Origin of the sequence: Weizmannia acidilactici (assembly GCF_008974225.1) — a bacterium.
Taxonomy (GTDB): Bacteria; Bacillota; Bacilli; order Bacillales; family Bacillaceae_C; genus Weizmannia; species Weizmannia acidilactici.
In genome coordinates this window covers 22,065-47,442 of record NZ_BKZR01000020.1, presented here as the reverse complement: position 1 = coordinate 47,442, position 25,378 = coordinate 22,065, and the positions used below count along the sequence as shown (strand labels likewise).

The 25,378-nt window shown below is 47.4% G+C and carries 25 protein-coding genes and 1 other RNA gene; 22 read left to right on the top strand and 4 right to left on the bottom strand.

Translation table 11 applies throughout. The features are described 5' to 3' along the window. The first annotated feature begins 240 nt into the window (after nt 1–240). From panB to GBH70_RS09040, 11 genes are all read left to right on the top strand, one after another. Entirely contained in the window at nt 241–1,080 is an 840-nt protein-coding gene (gene panB, locus GBH70_RS09090; RefSeq protein ID WP_151680743.1) for a 3-methyl-2-oxobutanoate hydroxymethyltransferase, read from the top strand. 14 nt (nt 1,081–1,094) lie between these two features. Continuing rightward, entirely contained in the window at nt 1,095–1,940 is an 846-nt protein-coding gene (gene panC / locus GBH70_RS09085) for a pantoate--beta-alanine ligase (protein ID WP_151680752.1), read from the top strand. 27 nt (nt 1,941–1,967) lie between these two features. Next, entirely contained in the window at nt 1,968–2,351 is a 384-nt protein-coding gene (panD, locus tag GBH70_RS09080) for an aspartate 1-decarboxylase (RefSeq protein ID WP_151680742.1), read from the top strand. Between the two features lie 129 nt (nt 2,352–2,480). Beyond that, the gene (dinG, locus tag GBH70_RS09075; RefSeq protein WP_151680741.1) at nt 2,481–5,288 is read left to right on the top strand and encodes an ATP-dependent DNA helicase DinG; all 2,808 of its coding nucleotides are present in this window, start codon (nt 2,481–2,483) and stop codon (nt 5,286–5,288) included. Nucleotides 5,289–5,467: 179 nt separating this feature from the next. Next, the gene (locus GBH70_RS09070) at nt 5,468–5,638 is read left to right on the top strand and encodes a YpmA family protein (RefSeq protein ID WP_151680740.1); all 171 of its coding nucleotides are present in this window, start codon (nt 5,468–5,470) and stop codon (nt 5,636–5,638) included. A 22-nt stretch (nt 5,639–5,660) separates the two neighbouring features. Continuing rightward, nucleotides 5,661–6,113, top strand: a complete 453-nt coding sequence (locus GBH70_RS09065) for a cell wall elongation regulator TseB-like domain-containing protein (RefSeq protein WP_151680739.1) — start codon at nt 5,661–5,663, stop codon at nt 6,111–6,113. 22 nt (nt 6,114–6,135) lie between these two features. Continuing rightward, nucleotides 6,136–7,323 (top strand): pyridoxal phosphate-dependent aminotransferase, encoded by a 1,188-nt coding sequence (locus tag GBH70_RS09060; RefSeq protein ID WP_151680738.1) that lies wholly within the window; start codon nt 6,136–6,138, stop codon nt 7,321–7,323. A gap of 114 nt (nt 7,324–7,437) precedes the next feature. Further along, nucleotides 7,438–8,730 (top strand): asparagine--tRNA ligase, encoded by a 1,293-nt coding sequence (gene asnS / locus GBH70_RS09055; RefSeq protein ID WP_151680737.1) that lies wholly within the window; start codon nt 7,438–7,440, stop codon nt 8,728–8,730. A gap of 122 nt (nt 8,731–8,852) precedes the next feature. Beyond that, the gene (locus tag GBH70_RS09050) at nt 8,853–9,548 is read left to right on the top strand and encodes a DnaD domain-containing protein (RefSeq protein WP_151680736.1); all 696 of its coding nucleotides are present in this window, start codon (nt 8,853–8,855) and stop codon (nt 9,546–9,548) included. A gap of 273 nt (nt 9,549–9,821) precedes the next feature. Further along, nucleotides 9,822–10,475, top strand: a complete 654-nt coding sequence (gene nth, locus GBH70_RS09045) for an endonuclease III (RefSeq protein ID WP_151680735.1) — start codon at nt 9,822–9,824, stop codon at nt 10,473–10,475. A gap of 2 nt (nt 10,476–10,477) precedes the next feature. Beyond that, nucleotides 10,478–10,984, top strand: coding sequence for a YpoC family protein (locus tag GBH70_RS09040; RefSeq protein WP_151680734.1), 507 nt, complete (start codon nt 10,478–10,480; stop codon nt 10,982–10,984). 48 nt (nt 10,985–11,032) lie between these two features. Here the strand turns inward: GBH70_RS09040 and GBH70_RS09035 are convergent, their stop codons facing one another. Beyond that, on the bottom strand, nt 11,033–13,726 hold the full coding sequence (locus tag GBH70_RS09035; protein ID WP_151680733.1) for a PBP1A family penicillin-binding protein: 2,694 nt from the start codon (nt 13,724–13,726) through the stop codon (nt 11,033–11,035). 98 nt (nt 13,727–13,824) lie between these two features. Beyond that, nucleotides 13,825–14,433 carry a Holliday junction resolvase RecU gene (recU, locus tag GBH70_RS09030; protein ID WP_151680732.1) on the bottom strand — a complete coding sequence of 203 codons (609 nt, stop codon included), beginning with the start codon at nt 14,431–14,433 and terminating at the stop codon, nt 13,825–13,827. A gap of 223 nt (nt 14,434–14,656) precedes the next feature. Between recU and GBH70_RS09025 the strand changes: the two genes are divergently transcribed. After that, entirely contained in the window at nt 14,657–15,613 is a 957-nt protein-coding gene (locus tag GBH70_RS09025) for a DUF2515 family protein (protein WP_151680731.1), read from the top strand. Between the two features lie 54 nt (nt 15,614–15,667). On the opposite strand, the gene GBH70_RS09020 is transcribed toward GBH70_RS09025, so the two are convergent. After that, entirely contained in the window at nt 15,668–15,925 is a 258-nt protein-coding gene (locus GBH70_RS09020; protein ID WP_151680730.1) for a hypothetical protein, read from the bottom strand. 85 nt (nt 15,926–16,010) lie between these two features. On the opposite strand from GBH70_RS09020, the gene GBH70_RS09015 reads away from it, so the two are divergent. The 3 genes from GBH70_RS09015 to GBH70_RS09005 all read left to right on the top strand — a co-directional run bounded on the left by GBH70_RS09015 (nt 16,011) and on the right by GBH70_RS09005 (nt 17,490). Next, the gene (locus tag GBH70_RS09015) at nt 16,011–16,250 is read left to right on the top strand and encodes a hypothetical protein (RefSeq protein WP_151680729.1); all 240 of its coding nucleotides are present in this window, start codon (nt 16,011–16,013) and stop codon (nt 16,248–16,250) included. A gap of 101 nt (nt 16,251–16,351) precedes the next feature. Beyond that, nucleotides 16,352–16,714 carry a YppE family protein gene (locus tag GBH70_RS09010; protein WP_151680728.1) on the top strand — a complete coding sequence of 121 codons (363 nt, stop codon included), beginning with the start codon at nt 16,352–16,354 and terminating at the stop codon, nt 16,712–16,714. 278 nt (nt 16,715–16,992) lie between these two features. Continuing rightward, nucleotides 16,993–17,490: a YppG family protein gene (locus GBH70_RS09005; protein ID WP_151680727.1), complete on the top strand. Its 498-nt coding sequence runs from the start codon at nt 16,993–16,995 to the stop codon at nt 17,488–17,490. A gap of 127 nt (nt 17,491–17,617) precedes the next feature. On the opposite strand, the gene GBH70_RS09000 is transcribed toward GBH70_RS09005, so the two are convergent. Beyond that, the gene (locus GBH70_RS09000; protein ID WP_151680726.1) at nt 17,618–18,073 is read right to left on the bottom strand and encodes an Hsp20/alpha crystallin family protein; all 456 of its coding nucleotides are present in this window, start codon (nt 18,071–18,073) and stop codon (nt 17,618–17,620) included. Between the two features lie 208 nt (nt 18,074–18,281). On the opposite strand from GBH70_RS09000, the gene GBH70_RS08995 reads away from it, so the two are divergent. From GBH70_RS08995 to GBH70_RS08965, 7 genes are all read left to right on the top strand, one after another. After that, nucleotides 18,282–20,534 carry a DEAD/DEAH box helicase gene (locus GBH70_RS08995; protein WP_216643731.1) on the top strand — a complete coding sequence of 751 codons (2,253 nt, stop codon included), beginning with the start codon at nt 18,282–18,284 and terminating at the stop codon, nt 20,532–20,534. Continuing rightward, the gene (locus GBH70_RS08990) at nt 20,522–21,778 is read left to right on the top strand and encodes a ribonuclease H-like domain-containing protein (RefSeq protein WP_151680724.1); all 1,257 of its coding nucleotides are present in this window, start codon (nt 20,522–20,524) and stop codon (nt 21,776–21,778) included. Before GBH70_RS08995 ends, GBH70_RS08990 begins: the two co-directional genes overlap by 13 nt. A 418-nt stretch (nt 21,779–22,196) precedes the next feature. Further along, nucleotides 22,197–22,445 (top strand): CotD family spore coat protein, encoded by a 249-nt coding sequence (locus GBH70_RS08985; RefSeq protein WP_151680723.1) that lies wholly within the window; start codon nt 22,197–22,199, stop codon nt 22,443–22,445. Nucleotides 22,446–22,538: 93 nt separating this feature from the next. Then, entirely contained in the window at nt 22,539–23,090 is a 552-nt protein-coding gene (locus tag GBH70_RS08980; protein WP_151680722.1) for an SLOG family protein, read from the top strand. Between the two features lie 80 nt (nt 23,091–23,170). Further along, nucleotides 23,171–23,473, top strand: coding sequence for a cell division regulator GpsB (gene gpsB / locus GBH70_RS08975; RefSeq protein ID WP_151680721.1), 303 nt, complete (start codon nt 23,171–23,173; stop codon nt 23,471–23,473). 95 nt (nt 23,474–23,568) lie between these two features. Then, nucleotides 23,569–23,958, top strand: an RNA gene (gene rnpB / locus GBH70_RS08970) — RNase P RNA component class B. Between the two features lie 200 nt (nt 23,959–24,158). Further along, the gene (locus GBH70_RS08965; RefSeq protein ID WP_151680720.1) at nt 24,159–25,304 is read left to right on the top strand and encodes a THUMP domain-containing class I SAM-dependent RNA methyltransferase; all 1,146 of its coding nucleotides are present in this window, start codon (nt 24,159–24,161) and stop codon (nt 25,302–25,304) included. Nucleotides 25,305–25,378 lie beyond the last annotated feature (74 nt).

Here is a 25,378-nt window from a genome sequence, read left to right as displayed (position 1 = left end):
AGTTATTCGGCTGAACCTGTTATAATAAACTTGGGTAGTATCTATTCCGGAACTATACCATACAAGAATTGCAAAACAAAAATAGATTCTGCCTTGATCCGAATCGGACGGGGACAGAGGGCCGAAATGAACAATTGAAAAACACGAGAGCCCTTCTGTCTAAAGAAGGGCTCCATTTTTCTAATTGTTTGTTTTTCCTCTGATCCGGTCAATTCCATGACAGGTGAGGAGTGATTGAAAGTGAAGCAGACAACGGATTTTTTCAAAATGAAGCAGATGGAAGAAAAAATCGCAATGGTAACCGCTTACGATTATCCATCTGCGAAACTGGCGGAAGAAGCGGGTGTGGACATGATTCTTGTCGGCGATTCGCTTGGCATGGTGGTGCTCGGCTATGATTCGACGATCCCTGTGACGGTGTCCGATATGGTCCACCATACGAAAGCGGTGAAACGCGGGGCAAAAAATACATTTATTGTAACAGATCTTCCTTTTATGTCGTATCATTTGGGCCGCGATGAAGCGCTGAAAAACAGTGCATGTATCATTCAGGAAGGAGGGGCGCACGCAGTTAAATTGGAAGGCGGTGCTGAAGTGGCGGACAAAATTGCAGCGCTAACGGAAGCCGGCATTCCGGTCATGGCGCATATCGGGTTGACGCCGCAAAAAGTCGGGATTTTCGGCGGCTATAAAGTTCAGGGGAAAACCGCCGCGGCGGCAAAAAAACTGCTGGAAGACGCAAAAGCTTGCGAACAGGCCGGCGCCTTTGCGGTCGTCCTTGAATGCGTGCCACGGCAACTTGCGGAAGAAGTGACGGCAAGTTTGACGATTCCGACTATTGGCATTGGCGCAGGCCGTGCTGTTGACGGGCAGGTGCTCGTATTCCACGACCTGGTGCGCTTTGGCAGCGAAAGGGTTGCAAAATTTGTAAAACAGTTTGCCGACGCTGATACGGTCATGCGGAACGGGTTAACGCAGTACGTACAGGAAGTGAAAAACCGGCTGTTCCCGGAAGAAAAACATACGTACACGATGAAATCAGAAGAGCTTGCGGTGCTTTATGGAGGGCGCACACAATGAATACAGCTGCGGGGATGAAAGTCGTCACAACAAGAAAGGAAATACAGGCGATTGCAACAAAACTAAAAAAAGAAGGGAAATCCATCGGTTTTGTCCCGACAATGGGATTTCTCCATGAAGGGCACCTGGCACTTGCGGAAAGGGCAAGGAAAGAAAACGATTTTGTGTTTATGAGCATTTTCGTCAATCCGCTCCAGTTCGGGCCGAACGAAGATTTCGAGCGGTATCCGCGCGATGCAGAAGGGGACCGGAAAAAAGCAGAAACGGCAGGGGTGGACGTTTTGTTCATCCCAACGTCGGAAGAAATGTACCCGCACCCTTTATCGGTGCAAATGAAGGTCACCAAGCGTACCGATGTCCTCTGCGGCCGGAAACGCCCCGGCCATTTTGACGGGGTGGCGGCAGTACTCACAAAGCTTTTTCATCTCATCCAGCCTGACCGCGCTTATTTCGGGTTGAAAGATGCCCAGCAGGTCGCGGTTGTTGAAGGTTTGGTGCGTGATTATGATTTTCCGGTTGAAATTGTGCCGGTTGGCATTGTCCGTGAGAAGGACGGTCTCGCGAAAAGCTCACGGAACGTTTATTTGTCGGAAGCGGAACGGAAAGAGGCGCCTGAACTGTATAAAAGTTTGCAAATTGCAAACAAAGCGGTCGAAGAGGGGGAAAGGAATCCCGAAAAAATCATTTCGATCGCCAAGCAGCATCTTAAAACCCATACAAATGGAAAAATCGATTATGTCGAACTGTATTCCTACCCTGAACTGCAGCCGGTCGCTGAATTAAGAGGGCGCTCTATCCTGGCCATAGCTGTCCAATTTGAAAAAGCGCGCCTTATTGACAACATCATTTTCGAAATATAACATCACGCAGATTTTGGAGGGATTGTTTTGTTCCGGACGATGATGAACGGGAAAATACACCGCGCAACCGTGACGGAAGCGAATTTAAACTATGTTGGCAGCATTACGATTGATGAAGATCTTTTGGATGCGGCCGGTATGGCGGCAAATGAAAAAGTGCAAATCGTAAACAACAATAACGGGGCTCGTTTTGAAACCTATATTATCCCGGGAAAAAGGGGGAGCGGGGTTATCTGCTTAAACGGGGCGGCAGCCAGGCTTGCCCAGGTCGGGGATATCGTGATCATTATCTCTTATGCCTTGATGACGGAAGAAGAAATGAAATACCACCGCCCGAAAATCGCCTTGCTTGACGCCAATAACCGGATTGAAAAAATGCTGTCGGAAGAACCGGCTTCGACCGTAATATAAAACGAAAACCGCACTTGCTTGCAGGTGCGGTTTTCCATTTTGCGCGATCCTATATGGCGAATCTTCGTTTTTATGTTAAAATAATACAATATGAAAGATACGGGGCAAAATTTTATATCAGGTGATGGTATGTTACAGCGCTATGTAGTCGTAGATATTGAAACAACAGGAAATTCAGCAAAGAAAGGCGACCGCATCATCCAATTTTCCGCCGTTGTGATTGAAGGCCGGGAAATTAAGGAGCAGTTCACCAGCTTTGTCAACCCGGGACAGCCGGTTCCCGCCTTTATCGGGGAATTGACGGGCATTGAGGACCACATGCTGGAAGATGCGCCGCTTTTTTTGGAAATCGCCCCGCGCATTATGAAAATGCTTGAAAACAGTATTTTTGTCGCCCATAATGTGCTTTTCGACCTGCCATTTTTGCAGCAGGAATTAAAAGAAGCCGGATTACCGCCGTTCCGCGGATTCAACATGGATACGGTCGAATTTTCCAGAATCGCCTTCCCGACTTTGGAAAGCTATAAATTGGCCGACTTGGCGGAGGCTTTGTCCCTTTCCCATGAAAGGCCGCACAGGGCAGACAGCGACGCGTTAGTTACGGCTAAACTTTTTCTTGCCTGCATTGAAAGATGTGCATCCCTACCGCTTGTAACGCTTGAAAAACTCGCCCCTCTTTCTTATTCCTTAAAAAGCGACCTTGCCTACCTTTTTCAGGAAATTCTTGAGGAGAAGCGCAGACATGCGGATGATCTCCCGCCTGAATTGGAAGTATTCCGCGGCATTGCCTTGAGGCGGAAAAAAATCGTGCCGCCCGCTTCCGGCCCGCGTGTTATCGGAAGTTACCCGGCAACAGTTGGTGAAAAAGAAAAATTATTCCAAGGTGCCGGCAGCGGCTTTGAAATGCGCCCCGCCCAATTTGACATGATGGACCATGTTCAGGATGCTTTATCTTCCGGCCGCCATGTCGCGGTGGAAGCGGGAACGGGCGTCGGCAAATCTTTGGCTTACCTGCTGCCGGCCGCTTACCAAGCAGTCGCCTCACAGAAGCCCGTTTTAATTAGCACGTATACGGTAGCGCTTGAACACCAGCTTTTAAACAAGGAAATCAAATTGCTCGAGCGCATCCTGAATGTCCCGCTCCGGACGGTTTTGCTAAAGGGAAGGAGCCATTACCTGCATTTATTCAAGTTTGAGCAGTCGTTAAAAGAGCAGGATCACCAGTATGATTCGGTGCTGGCAAAAATGCAGATTTTGGTTTGGTTGACCGATACAGAAAGCGGGGATGTCGACGAGCTGAACTTATCGGGCGGCGGGAAAAAATATTGGCGGCGGATCAAGCAGGACGGCTGGCATACCGATAAAAAGGACCCGTGGAAAACGCGTGACTTTTATCTCCATGCCAAAGCTTGCGCGGAACAAGCCGACATTGCGGTCACGAACCATGCGATGCTGTGCGGGGAGCTGGGCAGGGACCGGTCCGTTTTTGACGTGTTCCAATACGTGATTGTGGATGAAGCACACCATCTGGAACAAGCCGCACGGGAAATGATGGGGAAACGCGCGGATTATAACCAAATGAAATATATGGTGAGCAGGATCGGCCTCTATGAACAAAAACAGTTGTTCTATGAGCTGGAGCAGCTGATGGAGAAATACGGGCTCCATGGCAGGACGCACACGTTCGAAGCCCAATCACTCTTAAAGGCGCTTGATGCCGAAATCGATGACCTGTTCGGGATGCTAGCCCGGAAAGTCATGCGCCATAAAAAAGATACGTCCGGTTATCATAAGATTAAATTAAGGATCAAAAAAGAAAACTGGAAACAAAAATCATGGCAGGCCGTTTTGCATTGTACGGAACGCATCCGGGCTTCTTTAAAAGACATTTCGCAGGCCGTAACAGAAAGGCTTGAACAGCTGCTTGCGGGAAAAAGCCTTACGGAAGAGGAACAGGCTTTTATCGAAGAAATGTACAGCTTTTTGGCAGACTGGGATGCATTAAGGGACAATATGGCGATTTTCATCGGGCAGAACGAGAACGGGGGAAGAAGTGATGTCGTATGGCTTGAAGGGGATTTGCGCGCGCTCCCGAACAGTCTTGTTATCCATTGCCAGCCGGTCTATGCCGGGGAAATATTGCGGAATAAGCTTTTTGCCAAAAAGAAGAGTGTCGTCCTGACTTCGGCGACATTGACCGTAAACGGTAGTTTCCAGTATTTTCTCCAGGAAGTCGGACTCTCGGCAAAAACGGCAAAAACGGTCCGCATCCCTTCGCCGTTCCGGTATGACAAAAAGGTGCAGTTCATCATCCCGAGTGATCTGCCGGATATTTCAACTGTCCGGCTTGATGACTTCGCAGAAAAAACAGCCGGATATTTGCTTGCCGTTTCCGAAGCGACAAAAGGGCGGATGATGATTTTATTTACATCGTTCGATTTGCTGAAAAAGGTGTACCAGCTCATGAAAGATAGCGGTATGCTTGAAGATTATATGCTCATTGCGCAGGGGATCTCGAGCGGAAGCCGGTCGAGAATGACGAAGACCTTCCAAAAATTTGATAAAGCGATCTTGTTCGGCTTAAGCAGCTTTTGGGAAGGGGTGGATATTCCGGGCGATGACCTTTCATGCCTTGTGATGGTTCGCCTGCCGTTTTTGCCGCCGGACGAGCCGGTTACGGAAGCGAAATGCGATTATTTACGGGCCCAGGGGAAAAATCCGTTTTCCGCCTATTCTTTGCCGGAAGCGGTATTAAGGTTTAAGCAGGGGTTCGGCAGGCTGATCCGGACAAAAACGGACCGCGGGATTTTTCTCGTCCTCGACAGAAGGATTGAAACGACGACGTACGGGCCGGCCTTTACAAAATCGCTTCCGCCAGTCAGGATCAAGCACCAGACGCTTAATGAAACGCTCGATACGATTGAAAATTGGCTGTAAAAAAATTGCGCTGCCGAAAAGCAGCACAAAAAAGGTGGACCAGAAAAAATTATTGAATTCATCATTTTTTCATTCATTTTTTGCTGCTATAATGATGAAGGAAATGATTCAGTGATCATATTATAGCCTGTGCGGGGCGTGATATGAGTTACAATATCTGCTTATAAAGGGTGGTCTCGATGGAAGGCAAAATTGAAGTGCTTTCAAGCGTGAAAATCAAGCATCAGCCGGACCTGTATAAAATCGTTGATGTGCTAAACAGGGTATTAAAGCATGAAAATTTGATGTTTGGGCTTGCGTTGGACACGGAAGACCCAAGCATGGCGAAATTTACGATTTACCGTACGTAAGATTGGAAAATGAGGGTTATGGATGAAAAAAGCATTGATCATTATCGGCATATTTATTGCCGTCATCGTGGGATTCGCGGCGCAAACCTATTGGGGGGCAAGGAAACCGTATAACGATGCTTACAAAAAAGCGCAGTCGCTTGCAAAAACGGAAGCTGGCATCCGGTCAGTCGACCAATTTTACCTTTATAACGGGAATGCCACCTATTATGTTGTCGTCGGGAAAGGAAAAGGCGGCGCCAAAAAGGCAGTTTGGATCCCCGAAAAACATCCGAAACGCATTGTAGTGTTAAACTGGAATAGCGGGATATCAAAACAGGATGCAGTCAATCAGGTAAGGCAAAACAAACAGCCGGATAAAATTTTATCCGTGCGCCTCGGCATGGACAGCCAAGTTCCCATTTGGGAAGTTGCTTATATAAAAGGAAACAACCTTAGTTATTATGAGGTTCCTTTCTTAAAAAAATCCCATTGACAAGATTGGAGAGATGAATGGAATGGAATTGGCAACACGGGTCAGTGCATTAACACCATCGTCGACATTGGCGATTACGGCAAAAGCGAAAGCAATGAAAGCGGAAGGTATCGATGTCATCGGCCTTGGCGCAGGTGAACCGGATTTTAATACCCCGAAGGAAATCATCGAAGCCGCTTACCAATCGATGTTGGACGGTCAGACGAAATACACCCCGGCCGGCGGGATGGCTCCACTCAAGCAGGCTGTCATCGAAAAGTTCCAAAAAGACCAGGGGCTTGTCTTTAAACCGAATGAAATCATCATTACGAGCGGGGCAAAGCACGCGCTTTATACGCTGTTCCAAGTCCTATTAAACGAAGGCGATGAAGTGATCATCCCGGCACCGTACTGGGTCAGCTACCCGGAACAGGTGAAACTTGCGGAAGGCAAACCGGTCTTTGTGGACGGGAAAGAAGAAAACGAATTTAAAATCACCCCGGAGCAGTTAAAAGAAGCGATTACGCCGCGCACAAAAGCGTTTATTTTGAATTCACCGAGTAATCCGACCGGCATGATTTATACACGGGAAGAACTGGAAAAACTTGGTGATGTCTGCCTTGAGCACGGAATTTTAATAATTTCCGATGAAATTTATGAAAAGTTGGTGTACGGTGGCAGTAAACATGTGTCGATTGCCGAAATATCACCTGAACTAAAAGCGCAAACCGTGATCATTAATGGCGTCTCGAAATCCCATTCGATGACAGGATGGCGGATCGGCTATGCGGCCGGAAATGCGGAAATCATTAAAGAGATGACTGATCTCGCCAGCCATTCCACTTCCAATCCGACAACGCCTTCCCAGTATGGGGCATTGGCGGCTTATACGGGTGATCAGGCGCCGGTTGAGGAAATGCGGCAGGCGTTCGAATCGCGGTTAAATGCGGTTTTCGACCAGCTCGTACAAATTGACGGGGTGACATGCATTAAACCACAGGGTGCTTTCTACTTATTCCCGAATGTGAAAAAAGCCGCAAAAATGACAGGATACGACACGGTTGACGCCTTTGCCGCCGCTTTGCTTGAAGAAGCACGCGTCGCGGTCGTGCCGGGTTCCGGTTTCGGTGCGGAAGACAATATCCGCCTTTCGTATGCGACTTCATTAGAAAATTTGCAGGAAGCGCTGAAACGGATTGCAAACTTCATTGAAACGCATAAAAAATCTTGATTTTTTTAACCTGTTTCCTTTTTCCGGCCCGTTTTAGTATAATGGATTCCGTTACATATGTTGAACAGGCCGGAAAAAGGAACGAATGTTTTTTCTTTTTTGGAGGGAAATACCGTGAAAATCACAATTGCAGAAGTACACCATCATATTGGGGAGGAGGTGACGATCGGCGTTTGGCTGAACAATAAGCGTTCGAGCGGAAAAATCGTCTTTCTGCAGCTGCGCGACGGGACAGGTTTTATCCAGGGGGTCGTTGTGAAAAACGAAGTGGAAGAAGACATATTCCATACGGCAAAATCAATGAGTCAGGAAACGTCTTTTTATGTAACAGGTACGGTCCGGGAAGACGCCCGTTCCCCTTTTGGCTATGAATTGCAGGTATCCGGCATCCAGGTCATCCATGAAGCCGTTGATTACCCGATTACGCCAAAAGAACACGGAACCGAGTTTTTGATGGACCACAGGCATTTGTGGCTCCGTTCGCGCCGCCAGCATGCAGTCATGAAAATCCGGAATGAAATCATCCGGGCGACTTACGAATTTTTCAATGAGAATGGGTTTACGAAAATCGATCCGCCGATTTTGACGGGGAGCGCGCCGGAAGGGACAACGGAACTGTTCCACACAAAATATTTTGATGAAGACGCCTATCTTTCCCAAAGCGGCCAGCTCTATATGGAAGCTGCGGCAATGGCGTTCGGGAAAGTCTTTTCGTTCGGCCCGACGTTCCGTGCCGAAAAATCGAAAACGCGCCGCCATTTGATCGAGTTTTGGATGATAGAGCCGGAGATGGCGTTTTATGAACATGAAGACAGCCTGAAAGTACAGGAACAGTACGTTTCCCATATCGTCCAGTCTGTTATGAAGAACTGCGGCTTGGAACTCAAACGGCTTGAGCGCGATACATCTATGCTAGAAAAAGTAACAGTGCCTTTCCCGCGGATCACTTATGATGATGCCATTCAGTTGCTCCACGAAAAAGGGTTCGATGATATCCAGTGGGGCGAAGATTTCGGAGCGCCGCATGAAACGGCGATTGCCGAAAGCTTTGACAAGCCTGTATTTATTACTCATTACCCTACGGCGATTAAACCGTTTTATATGCAACCGGATCCTAACCGGCCGGAAACCGTGTTGTGCGCGGATTTGATCGCGCCGGAAGGGTACGGGGAAATTATCGGCGGCAGCGAACGTATCAATGATTACGATTTGCTGCTCAAGCGGATCAAGGAATTTAACCTTTCCGAAGATGCTTATAAGTGGTACCTCGATTTAAGAAAGTACGGTTCCGTCCCGCATTCGGGTTTCGGGCTCGGGCTGGAACGGACGGTTGCCTGGATTGCAGGTGTCGATCACGTGCGCGAAACAATTCCGTTCCCAAGGCTTTTGAACCGTATCTATCCTTAATATGGAAAAACGGCTGCAGTTTTTTTGTGCAGCCGTTTTTCTCTTTTAGCGCAGCAACCGGAATGGTTTTTCCATTCCTTTGCGGCCTTTAAACTGCTATACTTATACATGAGGTGTCCAATATGGATAAAGAGATTTTACTGGCTTGGTGGGAAGAAGGGGTTTTGTCGGTCCCCCAGCTTTTGTTGAAAAAATATAAACAGCTCGGCCTGGATGAAACGGAACTTGTGCTTTTGCTGCAAGTTTATTCTTTTTTAAAAGAAGGAAATTCATTCCCGACGCCCGAAGATTTGGCAAACCGGATGACGATTCCGGAAAGCATGTGTGTATCCATCTTGCGGCGGCTGATCCAGCATCAGTTTTTATCCATTGAAGAAGGGCATGGCGAGGGCGGTATCCTTTATGAAAAATATTCCATTAAGCCATTATGGGCCAAGTTGGCGGATGAATTTGTCTATGAGAAAAAACAGGATGAACTCGAAAAAAGCTTAAACGAAGAAACCGATTTATACACAACGTTTGAACAGGAGTTCGGCAGGCCGCTTTCCCCGCTGGAATGCGAAACATTGGCAATGTGGATCGACCAGGACGGACAGTCCCCCGAATTGATTAAAGCCGCCCTCCGTGAAGCTGTCATCTCCGGCAAATTGAATTTCCGCTACATAGACCGCATCCTGTTTGAATGGAAAAAGAATCGTATCCTTACTGTGGAAGAAGCGCGCGAATATGCGAGAAATTTTCGTAAACCATCCAAACCGGCCGCTGAAAAACCGAAAACATCAAATCCAGTTCCGTTTTATAACTGGCTCGAGCAATGAAAAAAAGCGGAGGATGTTTATTCATCGCGTACGGATTTGATTTGGCCTCAGGCTGGTGATAAAGGAAACAAGGCGAAGGAGCCGATGCCCGCTTATCTCAGGGAAGAGGCCGGAAAATCCGATAGCCGATAACGCGGCAGCTGGACAATAAAGAAAGGCGGAAGCGCTTTGCCAAGCCCCAGGAGAATGTTCCCGCCGGGTTTACCGATGGTTGAATAAATAAGTTTACAATAATTTTATTATGTTAACTTAATTGCTTTAGGAGTTATGATCATGCTGACAAAACAACAAATCCGATATTGTTTAGATGAAATGGGGAGGATGTTTCCGGATGCCCACTGCGAGTTAAACCATTCCAACCCTTTTGAACTGCTCATTGCTGTCACTTTATCCGCGCAGTGTACGGATGCGCTCGTCAATAAAGTAACAAAAATCTTATTCCAAAAATATATGGTGCCGGAAGATTACCTCGCTGTTCCTTTAGAAGAACTGCAGCACGATATCCGGTCGATCGGCCTCTTCCGCAACAAGGCAAAAAATATCCAAAAGATGTGCCGAATGCTGATCGAAGAATTTAACAGGGAAGTGCCGAAAACCCGCGAAGAACTAATGAAGCTTCCCGGTGTAGGGAGAAAGACGGCGAATGTCGTCTTGTCCGTTGCGTTCGGCATACCGGCGATTGCCGTGGATACCCATGTGGAAAGGGTAAGCAAACGGCTCGGTTTCTGCCGGTACAAAGATAGTGTGCTTGAAGTCGAACAAACACTGATGAAAAAAGTGCCAAAAGAAGAATGGTCGGTCACGCACCACCGGATGATTTTCTTCGGCCGTTACCACTGTAAAGCGCAAAATCCGCAGTGTGAAATCTGCCCACTTTTGGATTTATGCAGGGAAGGAAAAAAACGTATGAAAAAAAGGGAGGGGTGAAATTGGAAATCACGGTTCCGGAATGTTTAATGCACCCTTTATTTTTTAGCGGCAGAAAACAGCAAATCGATCCCGGAGCGGACAGCCTGGAAAATCGCGGCTTTTTCCCGTATGAATTGATATATGCTTCTGTGCCCCAAAATGCGGAAACGCCTTGGCAGGACGGAAAACGGTACATTCCTCAATATCTGGAATATTGGAAAGGGGTCAAAAGCATGTTGGAAGGCCAGTTCCGCCAGAGGGAGAAGCATACAAAAACGGGCATGCTTGAGGGCATTGCCGTTTTTATTTCTATTTTATTTTGGAGCAACCGGAAACCTGTTGTGCTCAAGGGGCTGGATAAAGAGCTTGGGCGTCTTGAAACGGTCCCGGTCAATATCGGGGAACGGCTCTGCTTTATTTTAAACCGGCCGGGATCCTACCCCTCTTTTTGCCAGTTGTCCGAACTGATCGATGAGCAGCATAAACATTGGGCGGGAAAACAGGCGAAGGTAAAATGGCAAAAATAAAAGCAAAAAAAGCATGGAGACTGTGGGTCTCCATGCTTTTTTTGCTTTTTATTCGCTACCGCCGTTTTTTATTACGTTTTTGTTTGTTTTTGGGCTTTTACCCGAATTGCCTTTTGAGTTGTTGTTCGAACTATCTCCGTTCGCTTCAGTGCCGTTATTTGAACCGTTCTCTGAACTGGATCCACTATTGGTGCTACTATTATTGCCATTTCCGTTATTGTTGTTTTCTGAACTGTTGTCATAATCACTGCTGCTTGAACCGTTGCTTGAACTGCTTCCATTGCCGTTCGTATTATCACTGCTTGTGCCGTTATCGGATCCTGACCCGTTGTTATTGTTTGAATTTTGGTCTGTGTTTGAGCTGTTCGAGCTGTTATTCGAAGAAGAACCCTTTGACTGGCCATTTTCGTTTCCGGCCTGCGTATCGGAATTGTTGCCCGGCACTGTTACGCTTGCCGATGCCGCTTTGCTTGTCACGCCGTTTAAAGTGGCGGTGACATTAATAGTATAGGTTGCGCCCGGTTCCGGATTGGAAATGGTCAGCGACTTGCTTGTTGTCGTGCCAAAGGATTGTGCATTGCCATTAACCGACCCGGCAACTTTAAAGGTTGCGCCCGAATCCGCATAATCCCATGTCACAACAATTTTATTGCCGTTAGCGTCGTATGAGGCCTGGACATTTAACGGCGAATCCAGTTTTACGGATTTTTTATCGATTGCTGTATCCACATGCCCGCGGATATACAATTCGCTTCCAATTCTCACCACGCTCTTCGGCATTGTAAAGTCAGGCGTTGTCTTGCCCTCTGAAACATAGCTCATTAAATGGCGGTAGATTTGCTGGGCAATCGTTTGGTATGGTCTTGTAATGCCGTATTTCTTGCCGTTTTCGCTTTCGTAGCCGGTCCATACCGACAGTGAATATCTCGTAGTATAACCGGTAAACCAGGCATCCTGGACAGAGGAACTTAATATTCCGTATTTTGCCAAGTCCTCATCACTGAAGTTTGTCGTACCTGTCTTACCTGCGGCATGAAGCCCCGGGATATTTGCGGTGATACCCGTGCCTTTTGTCAGCACATCTTTCAGCATATCTGTAATCATATAAGCGGTATAGTCGCTCATGGCAATTTTCGCTTGGTAATGCGGCTTAATTTCTGTTACGCCGTCCCGCAAAACAATTTTTCTAACCGCATGCGGCTGGTTGTAAATCCCTTCATTCCCAAAAGCCGCATATGCAGCGGCCATCTGCAACGGTGAAACCTGCAGGCCCCCGCCGATAGAGGCGGACTCGTTCAGGGCGTTTTTTCCGAAGTTAAAGCCGAGTTTTTTGGAAAATTTTAGCGCGTTTTCCCCGCCGACTTCCTTATATGTTTCAAAAGCAGGGATATTCCGGGATAAATAAAGCGCCTTTCTCATGGACATTGCGCCCAAAAATTTGTTGTCCCAGTCATTGATCGGCGTGCCGTCGCTATATGTGGTTTTCACGTCATTGAGCTGGTGGGCGGTCGACCATTTTAAATATTCGATTGCAGGACCGTAATCCAAAATCGGCTTAATCGTGGACCCCGGAGAGCGTTTCGTGTCCACCGCATAGTTGAAGCCACGCTCCACTTTCATATTGCGCCCGCCGCCGAGTGCGCGAATTTCACCGGTTTCTGTATCAACCAGCGCAATGCCGGCCTGAAGTTTATTGTCCGGATAGTTGATGACGGAATTTGAATTTAAGATTTTCTCCGTATATTTTTGCGCATTCGGATCTAAAGTGGTGTAAATCGTTAACCCGTCCGAATAAACATTGTAATTTCCAAGTTTCTGGACTTCCTCAATCACTTCATCCATAAAAGCAGGGTATTTATTCGCATTCGAGCTCCTGTCTTTTTCACTCACAAGGCCTGTCTTAATCGGTGTTGCCTGTGCCTGTTTCATCTGTTTTTTTGTGATTTTTCCGTGTTGATACATGAGGAAAAGGACAATATCCCGCCTTTTTTTCGCCAGATCCGGATGGTCAAACGGGTTGTAATTATTCGGGCTTTGTGGCATTCCTGCAAGGACGGCTATTTCCGGAAGTGATAATTTGCTTAAGCTTTTGCCATAATAATGTTCAGCAGCCGTTTCAAAGCCGAAAATGCCGTCCGACATATACACTTTGTTGATATACATTTCGAGAATCTCATGCTTTGTATATTTTCTTTCAAGCTGGATCGCGAGCCATGCTTCCTGGGCTTTCCTTTTTATCGTTTTTTCGTTTTTGTTATTAAGGGCCATGGAAACAACCTGCTGTGTCAATGTACTTGCGCCTTGTGAGCCGAAACCGTTTTTGAAGTTTGCGACGACGGCTCCGGCAATGCGGATAGGGTCAACACCGTGATGCTGGTAAAAGCGCGCATCTTCCGTTGACAGGATTGCGTTTTCCGCAAGTTTCGGAAGATGGTCGTAATCAAGATACTTCCGGTTTTGAGAACCTAAAACCGCAACAGTTTTGTTATTCTTGTCTTTTATAACCGATGGGACCGGATCGGTCAGTTGTTTTTTTGTCAATTTCGGGGCAGTGCTTGCATAGTACGCAAACGTAATGCCACCTGCAAGCAGCCCGACAAGCCCCAGAAGGAAACAGACAAGAACCAGCCGTTTGATAAACGTTAAAACTTTGTTTCTCGGTTTCCCTTTCTTTTTGTTTTTATGTTTATTTGCCTGCATTTGTTTCCGGCGTTCTTCGCGGGTTTGGTATTTTTCTGCCATGCTTAGCATTCCTTTCTTCTAAACCTGAAAAGCCGATTTAGATTACAAGTACATATTCGGTGCCGGACGCGGCTTTACGCCGGCCGGGCTTATTGGTTTTAAAAATTATACAATTTTTTTAAAATGGCGATATAATCAATTCTTGGCCTGTATCCGACCGGAATCGGGTACCCGGTTGCTTCGATTTCTTCTTTTTTTATCGATTTTCTCCCTCCGGCAAGCATTCTATCCCAGTAAAAAAATAAATGGCGGGATTCGAGCAAAAAAATTTCTTCCTCTTTCGCAAAACGGAGAATGACAAAGCAGATTCCGCCTTGTGCCACAACCTGCTTCATGTGGCTGATTTGATGCTTATGGAAGTTATGAAGCGGAAAAGAAGTATGGTTTTGCGTTTCCTTCGCTTCAAAGTCTATATATTTGCCGCAGCATACCCCGTTGTAGTCAGTCGTGGACGGCTGCTTAAAATACGCTTCTTTGATGACCGCGGTGCTCCGCGATTGGTAATCGACCTGGACAATTTGGATCGGGGTCGGCTTTTTATGAATAACGGCGATGCCTTCCTGCAAATAATATGCATTGGTTTCGTTAAGATCATCTTCCAATGTCATGCCCCGGTTGCCATACAAAATATTTTTCTGTTTTTCCTGTGTGTTGTAAGTTCCGGGGTTTTCTTTATACACTTTTCCGTTCGGGTAACGCAATTCCATGTTCTTTCACCTCATAAGCTAAATTATATCATAGCAGAACAGACAGGAAATATGTATTAAAAAATCAAACGGTCGGATAAGCAAAATGATTTACTGCTGATCCAAGCGAAATTGCGCGAAAGATACAAAAAGGAAGCGCCATTCCCAGCCTACCGAAGCGCGGAGGTAATTGTGTGTGGCAAATCCCACCGCATAAAGTAAAATGTAAAGGCAGGCGGAAGACATGCCGAAAAACCGTTTGGACCCGGGCCAATGGGTGAAAAGGATCCGGGCGGAAACATCAAAACTGAATCAGGATAATATTACAAGGACGGACGCTTATTTTCAATTTTACCGCCGGCATCCGGAAATCAAGTGGGCCTTTCTGGCTTCCATGGTGTCAAGGAATGCAGGCTGGAATATGTGCGACCTTGGGGGCGTGCTCTCCGCCATGATTCCGGAGCAGGCCCGCAAACAGCTTTTTTCGACTTACGAACGGGCCAATTGGATGATTTTCCATGACGCCTATCCGCAATTGTTGGTTTACCGTTATGCCACGTTGTACGATCCCGGGTTGCTTGAGATTCTCCCGGCATTCCAAACGTCTCGTTTTATGGTAACCGAATGGGCGCATTTTTTCCAATACCGGAATCAGGAAAGGCTTTTAAATGCGCTCATCATAAATGAACAAAACCTTATCCAGCATCCGGTTGTCGGGCATCCTTATTACCGGCGCCGCGTTTTTTCATCCATATGGTACCGGCTGCAGGATCTTTTCCATTTGAACTGTGTCGTGTTTCCAACGCTTGAGGGGAGGCTGTACGGGGATTCGGTCGTGCATTTCAACAATACGGGAAAAAGGATTGCTCTCGGGAAACGGCTTGCAGGTATCCTCTTCCATCCGGATATATATACCCGTTTTTTCCGGTTTGCTTTAAATATTCCCCACACCGGATCGCGCTATGATTATGAATGCCTTTTCGGGCTGACGCAAGATGCACCAGCGCTCCGGGCGATTTTCCCCGTTGTCCGGCACGACTGGAAGGAAAAGCGGGACTGGAGTAAGGGAAAAAAGCTGCAGAAAGAGTGGTTTTTACCTGGGGAACTTGAACACCCGTTAGACATCACCAACTGGTACTTCCGTAAACGGAAACGGATCAGGCAGTTCAGCGCAATGGCGGAACAGTTGAAAAGGTGGTGAAAATAAGTTTCGACGAGCAAAAAGCAAGGAAAAACTCCTTGCTTTTTGCTTTGATCAGGTGGAAGGGCGGTCAGGGCCGTTTAATTTCGGGTTTCCGCTTACCGTAGACCCTTTTTGTTCCTGCGCCTTTTTTTGCTGCTGCGCTTTATTGTCATTCGTTTTCATGGCAAGAGCACCTCCCTCGAGATTAAACCGGTTTTTCCGGCCGTTTTTATTGTTTGCAAAACCTCTTTTTGCATGCATGCTGTCGAAAAGCAACGCAAAAATCGGAGAAAGCCATTTTCTTTGCCGAATTGCTTCTAGTTTTGTCAAGTATGAAGGGACTTCATAGCCGGAACAAGAATGAAAAATTAAGCAAAAAATTCCGGTGTGTTCCGGGCGAAAAGGGGGAAAACGAATGCTTTCAAAAGCAGAGTTTTTGGAAGGACTGGATGAGATGGAAATTGCATTGGAAATGATCAGATCTGGAATCCAAAAGAAAATGGAAATAGAAATGGAGAAATTGTCCGTACAGCAATGGTACCTCTATACAAAAGTTAAAATGAAATTGGATAATCTCGAAAAAAGGGAGGAGGAATTCAGGAAGATTGCCCTTGCGCAATCGTACAGGATTGATGAAAAGAAGAAGACTTCCTAAAATAAAAGAAAAAGGTTTTACCAGGCAGGCTCTGCTGCAGGGTATTCCGCTGTCACAGGCATAAACAGAGCACTGCTGATGGCCAATATGGGGGTAGGCAGATGGAACTCAGGCATCTCATAGATTTAAACAGGCAATTGATCGAATATACGGAACAGCTTTCAAATATTTACCATGAGGTCAAGGAAACCGGGGAGGAAAAAGATTTTTTCAGCGAAGTCAAACCTTTTTGCGATCGCCTGAAAGAGGTAATTGATGAATGGTTGCCGCTTGCAAAGGTATGGGTGGCCGAAAACAGGCCGAAACATCTGTTTGTCTTACAGCTTGAACATACGGCCGAAAACTTGCAGATGGTTTCCGTGCGCGCCTTTTATCCGTCATCAAGCCGAAAAATGGTGTTGGACCATTTCCAGTCGGTTAAATATATATTGGCAAGGCTCCAGGAAGAACTGGAACGGGCGTAAAGCTTGGCTTTTCTCAAAATCCATTCGCCCCTGGGAAAGGCTCCTCCGCTTTTCAATTGTCAGCTGCAGGTATTTTCGGCTAGTGAACTTCAATCCCACTTCTTTTGAAAGTCAACATCGGCTCGCTCTATGGAACTCGATGCGTTTCCTTTATCTCAGTTCGGGGGCTGTGAAGTTCATACGCCGATAAGCAAACGCCCTCCGCTTTTCTTGGACATATCACCATTTTCTGCGCCCTTCATACATTAATCATGAGGAGCATGCAGGAGGAGATGGCGATGCGCGTTTTTCATGAACCTCATTTCAGACGCCCTGTGATGGGGAATCATACTTATCCGGCGCAAATGCCCGGCCTCATGCCGCACTACCCGCTTTTACCGTACCAGCCGCAGCAACATGTTTACGGCTATCCGCTTTATCCGTACCATTATGGCCCGTTTGGAGGGGGATATAATCAAGCGGCAGGGCCTTTACACGGGCAAATCCAACAAAATTTCGGGCATGATGACGGCATGCATTTGTTCGAAAATCCGCTGCAGCCGAATCAGCAGCAGAAAAACGGTCAGCAGGGCGGAAACAGTTATATGCATCCTTACCCGAAACACAATTTTCCGCAAAAGCCTCCGCATATTGGAGGGTCGTTTTTAAATTCTTTTAAGTCGCAGGACGGCTCCATCGATTTTAATAAAATGGTCAATACCGCCGGGCAGATGATGAATGCTGTAAACCAGGTATCATCGATGGTAAAGGGGCTCGGGGGCCTGTTTAAAAAATAGGCTTCCAGGCTCTTTTTGCTTATTCAAAGGCTTTATTCACAGCCTGCCGCCAGATGCCCGTTAGCAAAGCGGATGGCGCGGCCATGAACTGAATGATAAAAAAATGAGGGCTGCCTAGAATGCAGCCCTATTCGATCAGCAGTCTTTTCTTCTTTCCTTTCGGCACCCGGATCGTAAGCAAGCCGTTATCGTACTTTGCTTTCACCTGCTCGCCGTCAATCGGATGCGGCAGTGAAACCGTCCGGGACAGCCGCCGAACTTCGCTTTTCTTTACATAAGACTGCTTTTCTTCATCAACGCTTGTTTCTGTTTCGTCATGCTTAACGGAAATAGTGATAAATTGCTGGAAAATATCGATTTCAATCTGGTCTTTTTTGTATCCGGGCAGTTTGGCCGTAATCAAGTACATGTCTTCTTCCTCTTCCATGCGTACCGGAAAAGCATCAAACGGAAACGGGGAAGAAAAAAATTCGTCGATGCTCTGCAAAAAATGCTTGACCGGTTTTTCCTGGAAAAAATGATCCATGGCGTGCATCAGCTCATAAAAAGGATTTTTTTCATTTGGGCCGGATAAATTGGACATGCGGATGCTCCTTTCTGGATAAAGTTTCGTGCTGTCCCTCGCCCTTTTTATCAAAGGGCAAAAACTTTTTACCTTACTATATGAAAATGCGGCGAAAAAAGTGAAATACACTCTTTATAAACGAACGTTTATTCGCTATAATGGAAGAACGGGGTGAGGAATATTGTTCAGAAAAAAGAAATTGCAGGATATATTGGAGCAGCTGCGGATGGACCGTACTTTCCGGGAACGGATTGTCCACTGGCATACGATAGAGGGGAAACCGGCCGTAACGGCGCCTTTTCCGGAAAACGTGGAACCGCGCGTCCGGTCCGCTTTGGAAAACAGGGGGATAAAAGCGCTGTATTCACATCAGGTTGAGGCGTTCAACCTTGCGATGTCGGGCAAAGACTTTGTGGCCGTTACCCCGACGGCATCGGGCAAAACGCTTTGCTACAATCTGCCTGTTCTGCAGACGGTGATTCAAAACCCGAATGCGCGAGCGCTTTATATGTTTCCGACAAAAGCACTCGCACAGGACCAGAAAAGCGAAATGAACGAAATCATTGGAGAAGCGGGCGTTGCGGTGAACAGTTATACATATGACGGTGACACCCCAAGCAGTATCCGGCAGCGGGTGCGCAAAGCCGGCCATATTGTCATCACCAATCCGGATATGCTGCACTCCGCCATTTTGCCGCACCACACAAAATGGGTATCTTTTTTTGAAAATTTACGGTTTGTCGTCATCGATGAACTACATATATACCGAGGTGTGTTCGGCAGCCATGTTGCCAACGTGCTACGGAGATTAAAAAGGATATGCCGCTATTACGGGAGTAATCCCATTTTCATTTGTACATCTGCCACGATCCAAAACCCGAAAGAGCTGGCGGAAAACCTCACCGGCAAAAAAATGGAACTGATTGACAAAAACGGCGCGCCGAGCGGGACAAAGCATTTTCTTTTTTACAACCCGCCGCTCGTAAACAAGCCGCTCAATATCCGGAGAAGCGCGACCATTGAAGTCCGGAATATTGCAAGTGAACTTTTAAAAAACAAAATCCAGACGATCGTGTTTGCAAGAAGCCGGGTCAAGGTGGAAATCATTTTAAAATATCTGCATGAAACGGTGAAACATGAGCTCGGGGACAAATCGATCATGGGGTACCGCGGGGGGTACTTGCCGACCGAGCGCCGCAAAATCGAACAAGGCTTAAGGAACGGCGACATTTACGGGATCGTCAGCACGAACGCCCTCGAGCTTGGGGTCGATATCGGGCAGCTGCAGGTGTGCATCATGACCGGTTATCCCGGCACGATTGCAAGCGCCTGGCAGCAGGCCGGACGCGCGGGGAGGCGGCAGGGGGAATCGCTCGTTATCATGGTGGCAGGGTCGAACCCGCTCGACCAGTATATCGTCCGCCATCCGGAGTTCTTTTTTAACCGTTCCCCTGAAACTGCGCGCATCAATCCGGATAATCTTGTCATTTTAGTGGACCATGTTAAGTGTGCAGCATACGAGCTGCCGTTTAAAAAAGGCGAAACGTTCGGCGGTGTGGAAATTGAAGATGTGCTTGAATTTTTAACAGATGAAAGGATCCTCCACCGGCGCGGTGATGCTTGGTACTGGATGAACGACGCATTTCCCTCCCAAAACATCAGCCTGCGCTCCGCTTCGCAGGAAAATGTCGTCATTATTGATATCACAAGCGCGCCGGACGTACGGGTGATCGGGGAGATGGACCAGTTCAGCGCAATGACATTGCTGCATGAAGAAGCCATTTACCTTCATCAGGCGGTGCAATACCAGGTGGAAAAACTCGACTGGGAAGAGAAAAAGGCGTTTGTCCGTGAAGTAGCTGTCGATTATTACACGGACGCCAATCTTGCCGTGGAACTGCGGGTGCTGGAAGAAGACAAGGCTTGCGATCTGCAGGGGGCAAAAATCGGCTACGGCGACGTAATGGTGCGTGCGATGCCGACGATTTTCAAAAAGATTAAATTCAATACGCATGAAAACATCGGCTCGGGACCGATCCACCTGCCTGAAATGGAACTGCATACAAATGCGGTCTGGTTCTCCTTGGACGAAAACGTGATGCCGAAAGAACAGCTGGAAAGCGCGCTTATTGGCGCGGCACACGCGCTCCAGTCGATTGCACCGCTTTTTGCCATGTGCGACCTGCATGATCTCCAGGCGGTGCCACAGGTAAAAGCGGTCCATGACGAAAAGCCGACGATCTTTTTCTATGACCGGTATCCGGGGGGCATCGGGCTGAGCGAAAAAATATACGCCGGCGCGCATGAAATCCTTGAAGCGGCAAAATCGATGGTATCAAGCTGCCCGTGCGAAGACGGCTGCCCATCCTGCATCGGGGCGGAAACTTCAGCAGGCGATGCGAAAGGTGCAGCCATAAAGCTTTTGGATTATTGGCTGCATGCGCTAGAAAGCGGGGGACGTGCATCATGCCGTCACTAAAAGACAAATTAAACCGGATGAAAAGCCATATTGTAAGGGACAATCCGGCGCCTCCCGTGACAGACGGGAAGCAGCAGGTGGAGAAAATCCCTTACCTTGATATGTGGGAAAAGGGACTGGCTTCCCCGTACTTTTTGGATGGCGATTACTGCCTGATCCGGACCGTTCGTTATCCGCTTGAAACGCAGCACGGCAAATATAAGTTCCAAGATTATCTCAAGGCGGTAAAGCTGTGGAATAGGAGCCCCGTCCGGCATCCCTTATCCGCCAAAGGGTACAGCCCGTACGATTTGTTTTTCTTCGACACCGAAACAACCGGGCTCGGCGGCGGAGCGGGCAATACGATTTTTCTGCTCGGGTATGCGTCTTTTACGGAAGAAGGGGTCGTTTTAAAGCAGCATGTTCTTCCGGAACCGGGGCTTGAAGTACCGCTTTACTACAGTTTTTTGGAAAATATCGATTACACAACGCTTGTCACATATAACGGAAAAGCTTTCGACTGGCCGCAGGTAAAAACGCGGCACACGCTTATCCGTGACCATGTGCCGCGTCTCCCTGAGTTCGGCCATTTTGATTTGTACCATGCGGCAAAAAGGCTTTGGAAGGATGAACTCGAATCGGTCAAACTTGTAAATGTCGAACGGGAAATTTTAGGATTTGAACGGGCGGGGGACATCCCCGGGCATTTGGCGCCGATGATTTATTTTGATTTCGTCGAACGCAAAAATCCTGAAGGCCTGTTCGGTGTTTTAAAGCATAATGAACTGGACATTTTATCTTTAATTGCATTGTACACGCATCTGACTTTTCAAATTTTGCAGGCGGACCCCGGGCAAACGGCAAAGGAAAAACGGCTTGTCGGAAAATGGTTTGAATCTATCGGCGAAGATGATGCTGCCATCCGAAACTTTGAACAGGCGGCGGCCGGTGATGATCTGGCCGCTAAACACCGCCTCGCTTTCCAGTTCAAAAAACGGAAAGAATACAAAAAAGCAGAACGGCTGTGGGCCGAAGTGGCGGAAAAAGCGCCAGGTGCCATGGGGGCGGAAGCGTGCATTGAACTGGCGAAACTGTTTGAACACACGGAAAAGAACTACCAATTGGCTGCTGGCTACGCCGAAAAGGCGCTTGGCATATTCGAGCGGTTTAGCGCTTTTGGTTCAGCCAAATGGAAAAAGCACCGTTTGGAAACGGAAAAACGGCTCGTACGGCTGCACAGGAAATTACGCAGCCGGGAAAAATAAAATCCGGTTCGGCTATTTCCTGGGCAAGCGCATCATTCGACGGAAATGGCCGCGGTTTTGGCGGGAAGTGTTGCGATTTGTCGCATCGGAAGGCTTCCTGAGAAAAAACGGAAGGCTATGTCGATTTCCGTATTTTGTTATTGTCTGGAGCCGGTATGCCCGTTACAATAGTTTTTGTCTAAATTGAAAATAAAGAGGTTGGTTGAAAACATGCATCGGGCACTACTGTTTCTGTTTTTTGTGTTCATCGGTCTTGTTGCGTTTTTATTTGCGGCGCTGCATGATTCAATATCCTTATTTTTATAGCGGGCGGGCAAACACGGTAAATTGGGTTTTTTCATTAGTACATGTTCCCTTTTCGAGTCATAGGTTAGTAGTGTAAGAAAAAAGACGATTGATGATGAAAGGAGATTGGAATATGTTTCACCATTGCCCGCCGCGCATCATGCCGGCAGTTGTCCATCCGACCAAGTGCTGTGTTACGCATACGCACCAGGATATCATCGTACCGCATATTTTCCCGACACATACAACCCATGTGAACCATCAAGCATTCCATCAGCAAAACTACTTTCCGCATACGGATTCGTTTGTCAATGAAGTGGATCCGGGAACGGTTACCAATTTTTATGATCCGGTTGTACCGCGGCCGCCGAAGTGCTGCTGACCGGACAATACGGCAAGGATCAAGAAGATCCTTGCCGTTTTTCCATTTTCGGGTCTAAAATAGAATTAATTTCAGGATAAGGAGCATAAAGCTTTGGGTAAAGTTGTCGCCATTACCGGCTATAAACCGTATGAATTGGGGATATTCGGGACTGATCACCCGGCAATCCATTATATTAAAACCGCCATCCAAACCCGGCTGCTGGAACTGGTTGATGAAGGGTATGAATGGGTGCTGATTTCCGGGCAGCAGGGGACGGAATTATGGGCCGCTGAAACGGTTTTCGACTTGCAGATTGAATATCCCGAATTGAAGCTGGCTGTTTTAACGCCGTTTGAAGGCCAGGAAGAAAAATGGCAAGAAGAGCAGAAAGCGTACTATGAAATGGTGCTGTCGCAGGCGGATTTTGTGGCTTCCATTTCCCGGAAGCCTTACGAAAGCCCGCAGCAGTACCACAATAAAAACAGAATTTTTGTGCATAAAAGCGACTGCCTGCTCATTGTATTCGATGAAGAACGGGAAGGCTCCCCGAAGTATTTGTACGAGGCCGCAAAAAAATACAGAGAAACGCATCCGTATGACATCCGCATCATTGACTTTTATGATTTACAGGCAATAATAGAAGATGAACAAACGGATTTTTGAATAAAACTACAATTAATTGACAAACAAATTTGTTTTTGAAAAAATGAAATTATGTCTGGGAAATGTAAGGTGGTGCAAACATGTTATCGGATCAAATTAAATTGACGGCCAAAGACATTTTGGAAAAGGAATTCAAGACAGCTGTCAGAGGGTACCGGCAGGAAGAAGTGGACAAGTTTTTGGATTTGATCATAAAAGATTATGAAACCTTTAATCAAACAATCGAAGAACTTCAGCAGGAAAACCAGCGTCTCAAAAAGCAGGCCGAAGAATTAATCAAACGCCAGCCGGTACAGCAAATGACCGGAACAACCAATTTTGATATTTTAAAAAGGCTTTCAAACCTTGAGAAGCATGTTTTCGGCAGCAAACTAAACGAATAGCCGGACGCTTTTTTGGGATTTTTTTCAGGCTCCGCTATAAATTGCTGCTTGCAAGTTCCATTTTTGTTTTATATAATGAGTGAGCATTGTGAATAACGTTTGGGTAATCGCTGCAGCCGGAATTGGCTGTTGAGGAAAGTCCATGCTCGCACGGTGCTGAGATGCCCGTAGTGTTTGTGCCTGGCGAATCCATAAGCCAGGGCAGCCTTTAATAAGGCTGACGGCAGGGAAAACGCCTAAACCTTTTACGGCATGGCGGAGTACCCTTGAAAGTGCCACAGTGACGGAGCTTTACGGGAAACTGTAAAGGTGGAACGAGGTAAACCCCGCAAGCGAGTAACTCAAATGATGGTAGAGGCACCCTTTCCGAGGAAATGAACGGGGAAAGGGACAAGCGTGATGCTTGTAGATAGATGATTACCGCCTTCGTACGAGATGCCGCCACATCGTTTGCAGTACAAAGGTACAGAACATGGCTTACAAAACGTTATTCTGGCTGGATTAGTGGGTAATGGGCCCGGCGCCGCGGTATATGGTGGAAATCGAATACCGTCGGTGCCCGGCCTTTTTTATACATAAATGGCGTGCCACAATACATCCTCGAAATCCCTTTCGCAGGCGTGCAGCGTGGTGACTGGCAGTAATATTTCCTTTACAATCTACATAAAAAAGGACGGGTGGAACAATGTCTGATTTTCATTTGATCGCAACGAGCGCGATGGGGATTGAAGCCCTTGTCGCAAAAGAAGTACGGGCGCTCGGGTATGACTGCACGGTGGAGAACGGGAAGATCGAATTTTCCGGCGATGAATCGGCAATTGCCCGCGCCAATCTTTGGCTGAGGTGTGCGGACCGCGTGAAAATCAAAGCGGCGGAGTTTAAGGCGGAGACGTTTGATGAACTGTTCGAACAGACAAAAGCGGTTCCTTGGGAAGATTATCTTCCGCAAGATGCGGAATTCCCTGTCACGGGAAAATCGGTCAAATCGAAGCTGTTCAGTGTGCCGGACTGCCAGGCCATCGTCAAAAAAGCGATTGTCGAACGGCTGAAATCCCGTTACAGGGGAGTCAGCTGGTTTAGCGAAAACGGGCCGCTTTATAAAATCGAAGTCGCTTTGTTGAAAGACATCGCAACGATCACCATTGATACGAGCGGCGCGGGGTTGCATAAACGTGGGTACCGTGCGGCGCAGGGACAGGCCCCGATTAAAGAAACGCTTGCCGCGGCAATGATCCAATTGACAAACTGGCATCCGGACCGCCCGTTCCGCGACCCGTTTTGCGGATCCGGTACGATTCCAATTGAAGCCGCTCTGATCGGCCAAAACATCGCCCCGGGTTTTAACCGCGAATTTTTAAGCGAAACGTGGCCGTGGATGGATGAAACCGTTTGGAGGAGGGCACGCGAGGAAGCGGAAGACCTGGCCCGGTATGATCAGCCGCTTGACATTATTGGTTCCGACATTGACCACAAAATGGTTGGGATTGCACAGCAAAATGCCGATGAAGCGGGTCTCACAGGCATCGTCCGTTTTAAACAGATGCAGGTGGCCGACTTTACGGCGAAGGAGGAATACGGCGTCATTCTCGGCAACCCGCCGTACGGGGAGCGGATCGGGGAACGCGAGGAAGTCGAGAAAATGTACCGCGACATGGGGCGGGCCTTTTCAAAACTGAAGACGTGGTCCGTTTACATCCTCACTTCGTTTGAAAATTTTGAGCATGTTTACGGCAAAAAAGCAACGAAAAAAAGAAAATTGTACAACGGATCGATCCGCACCGACCTTTACCAGTTTTGGGGGCTGAGACCGCCAAGGAAAAAGGAAGAGTGACCGTTTAAAGCAGCGCAAACAATTTAGCGCTGCTTTTTCTGTTTGTGTTTATTCTAAACAAAATGGTAAGATGG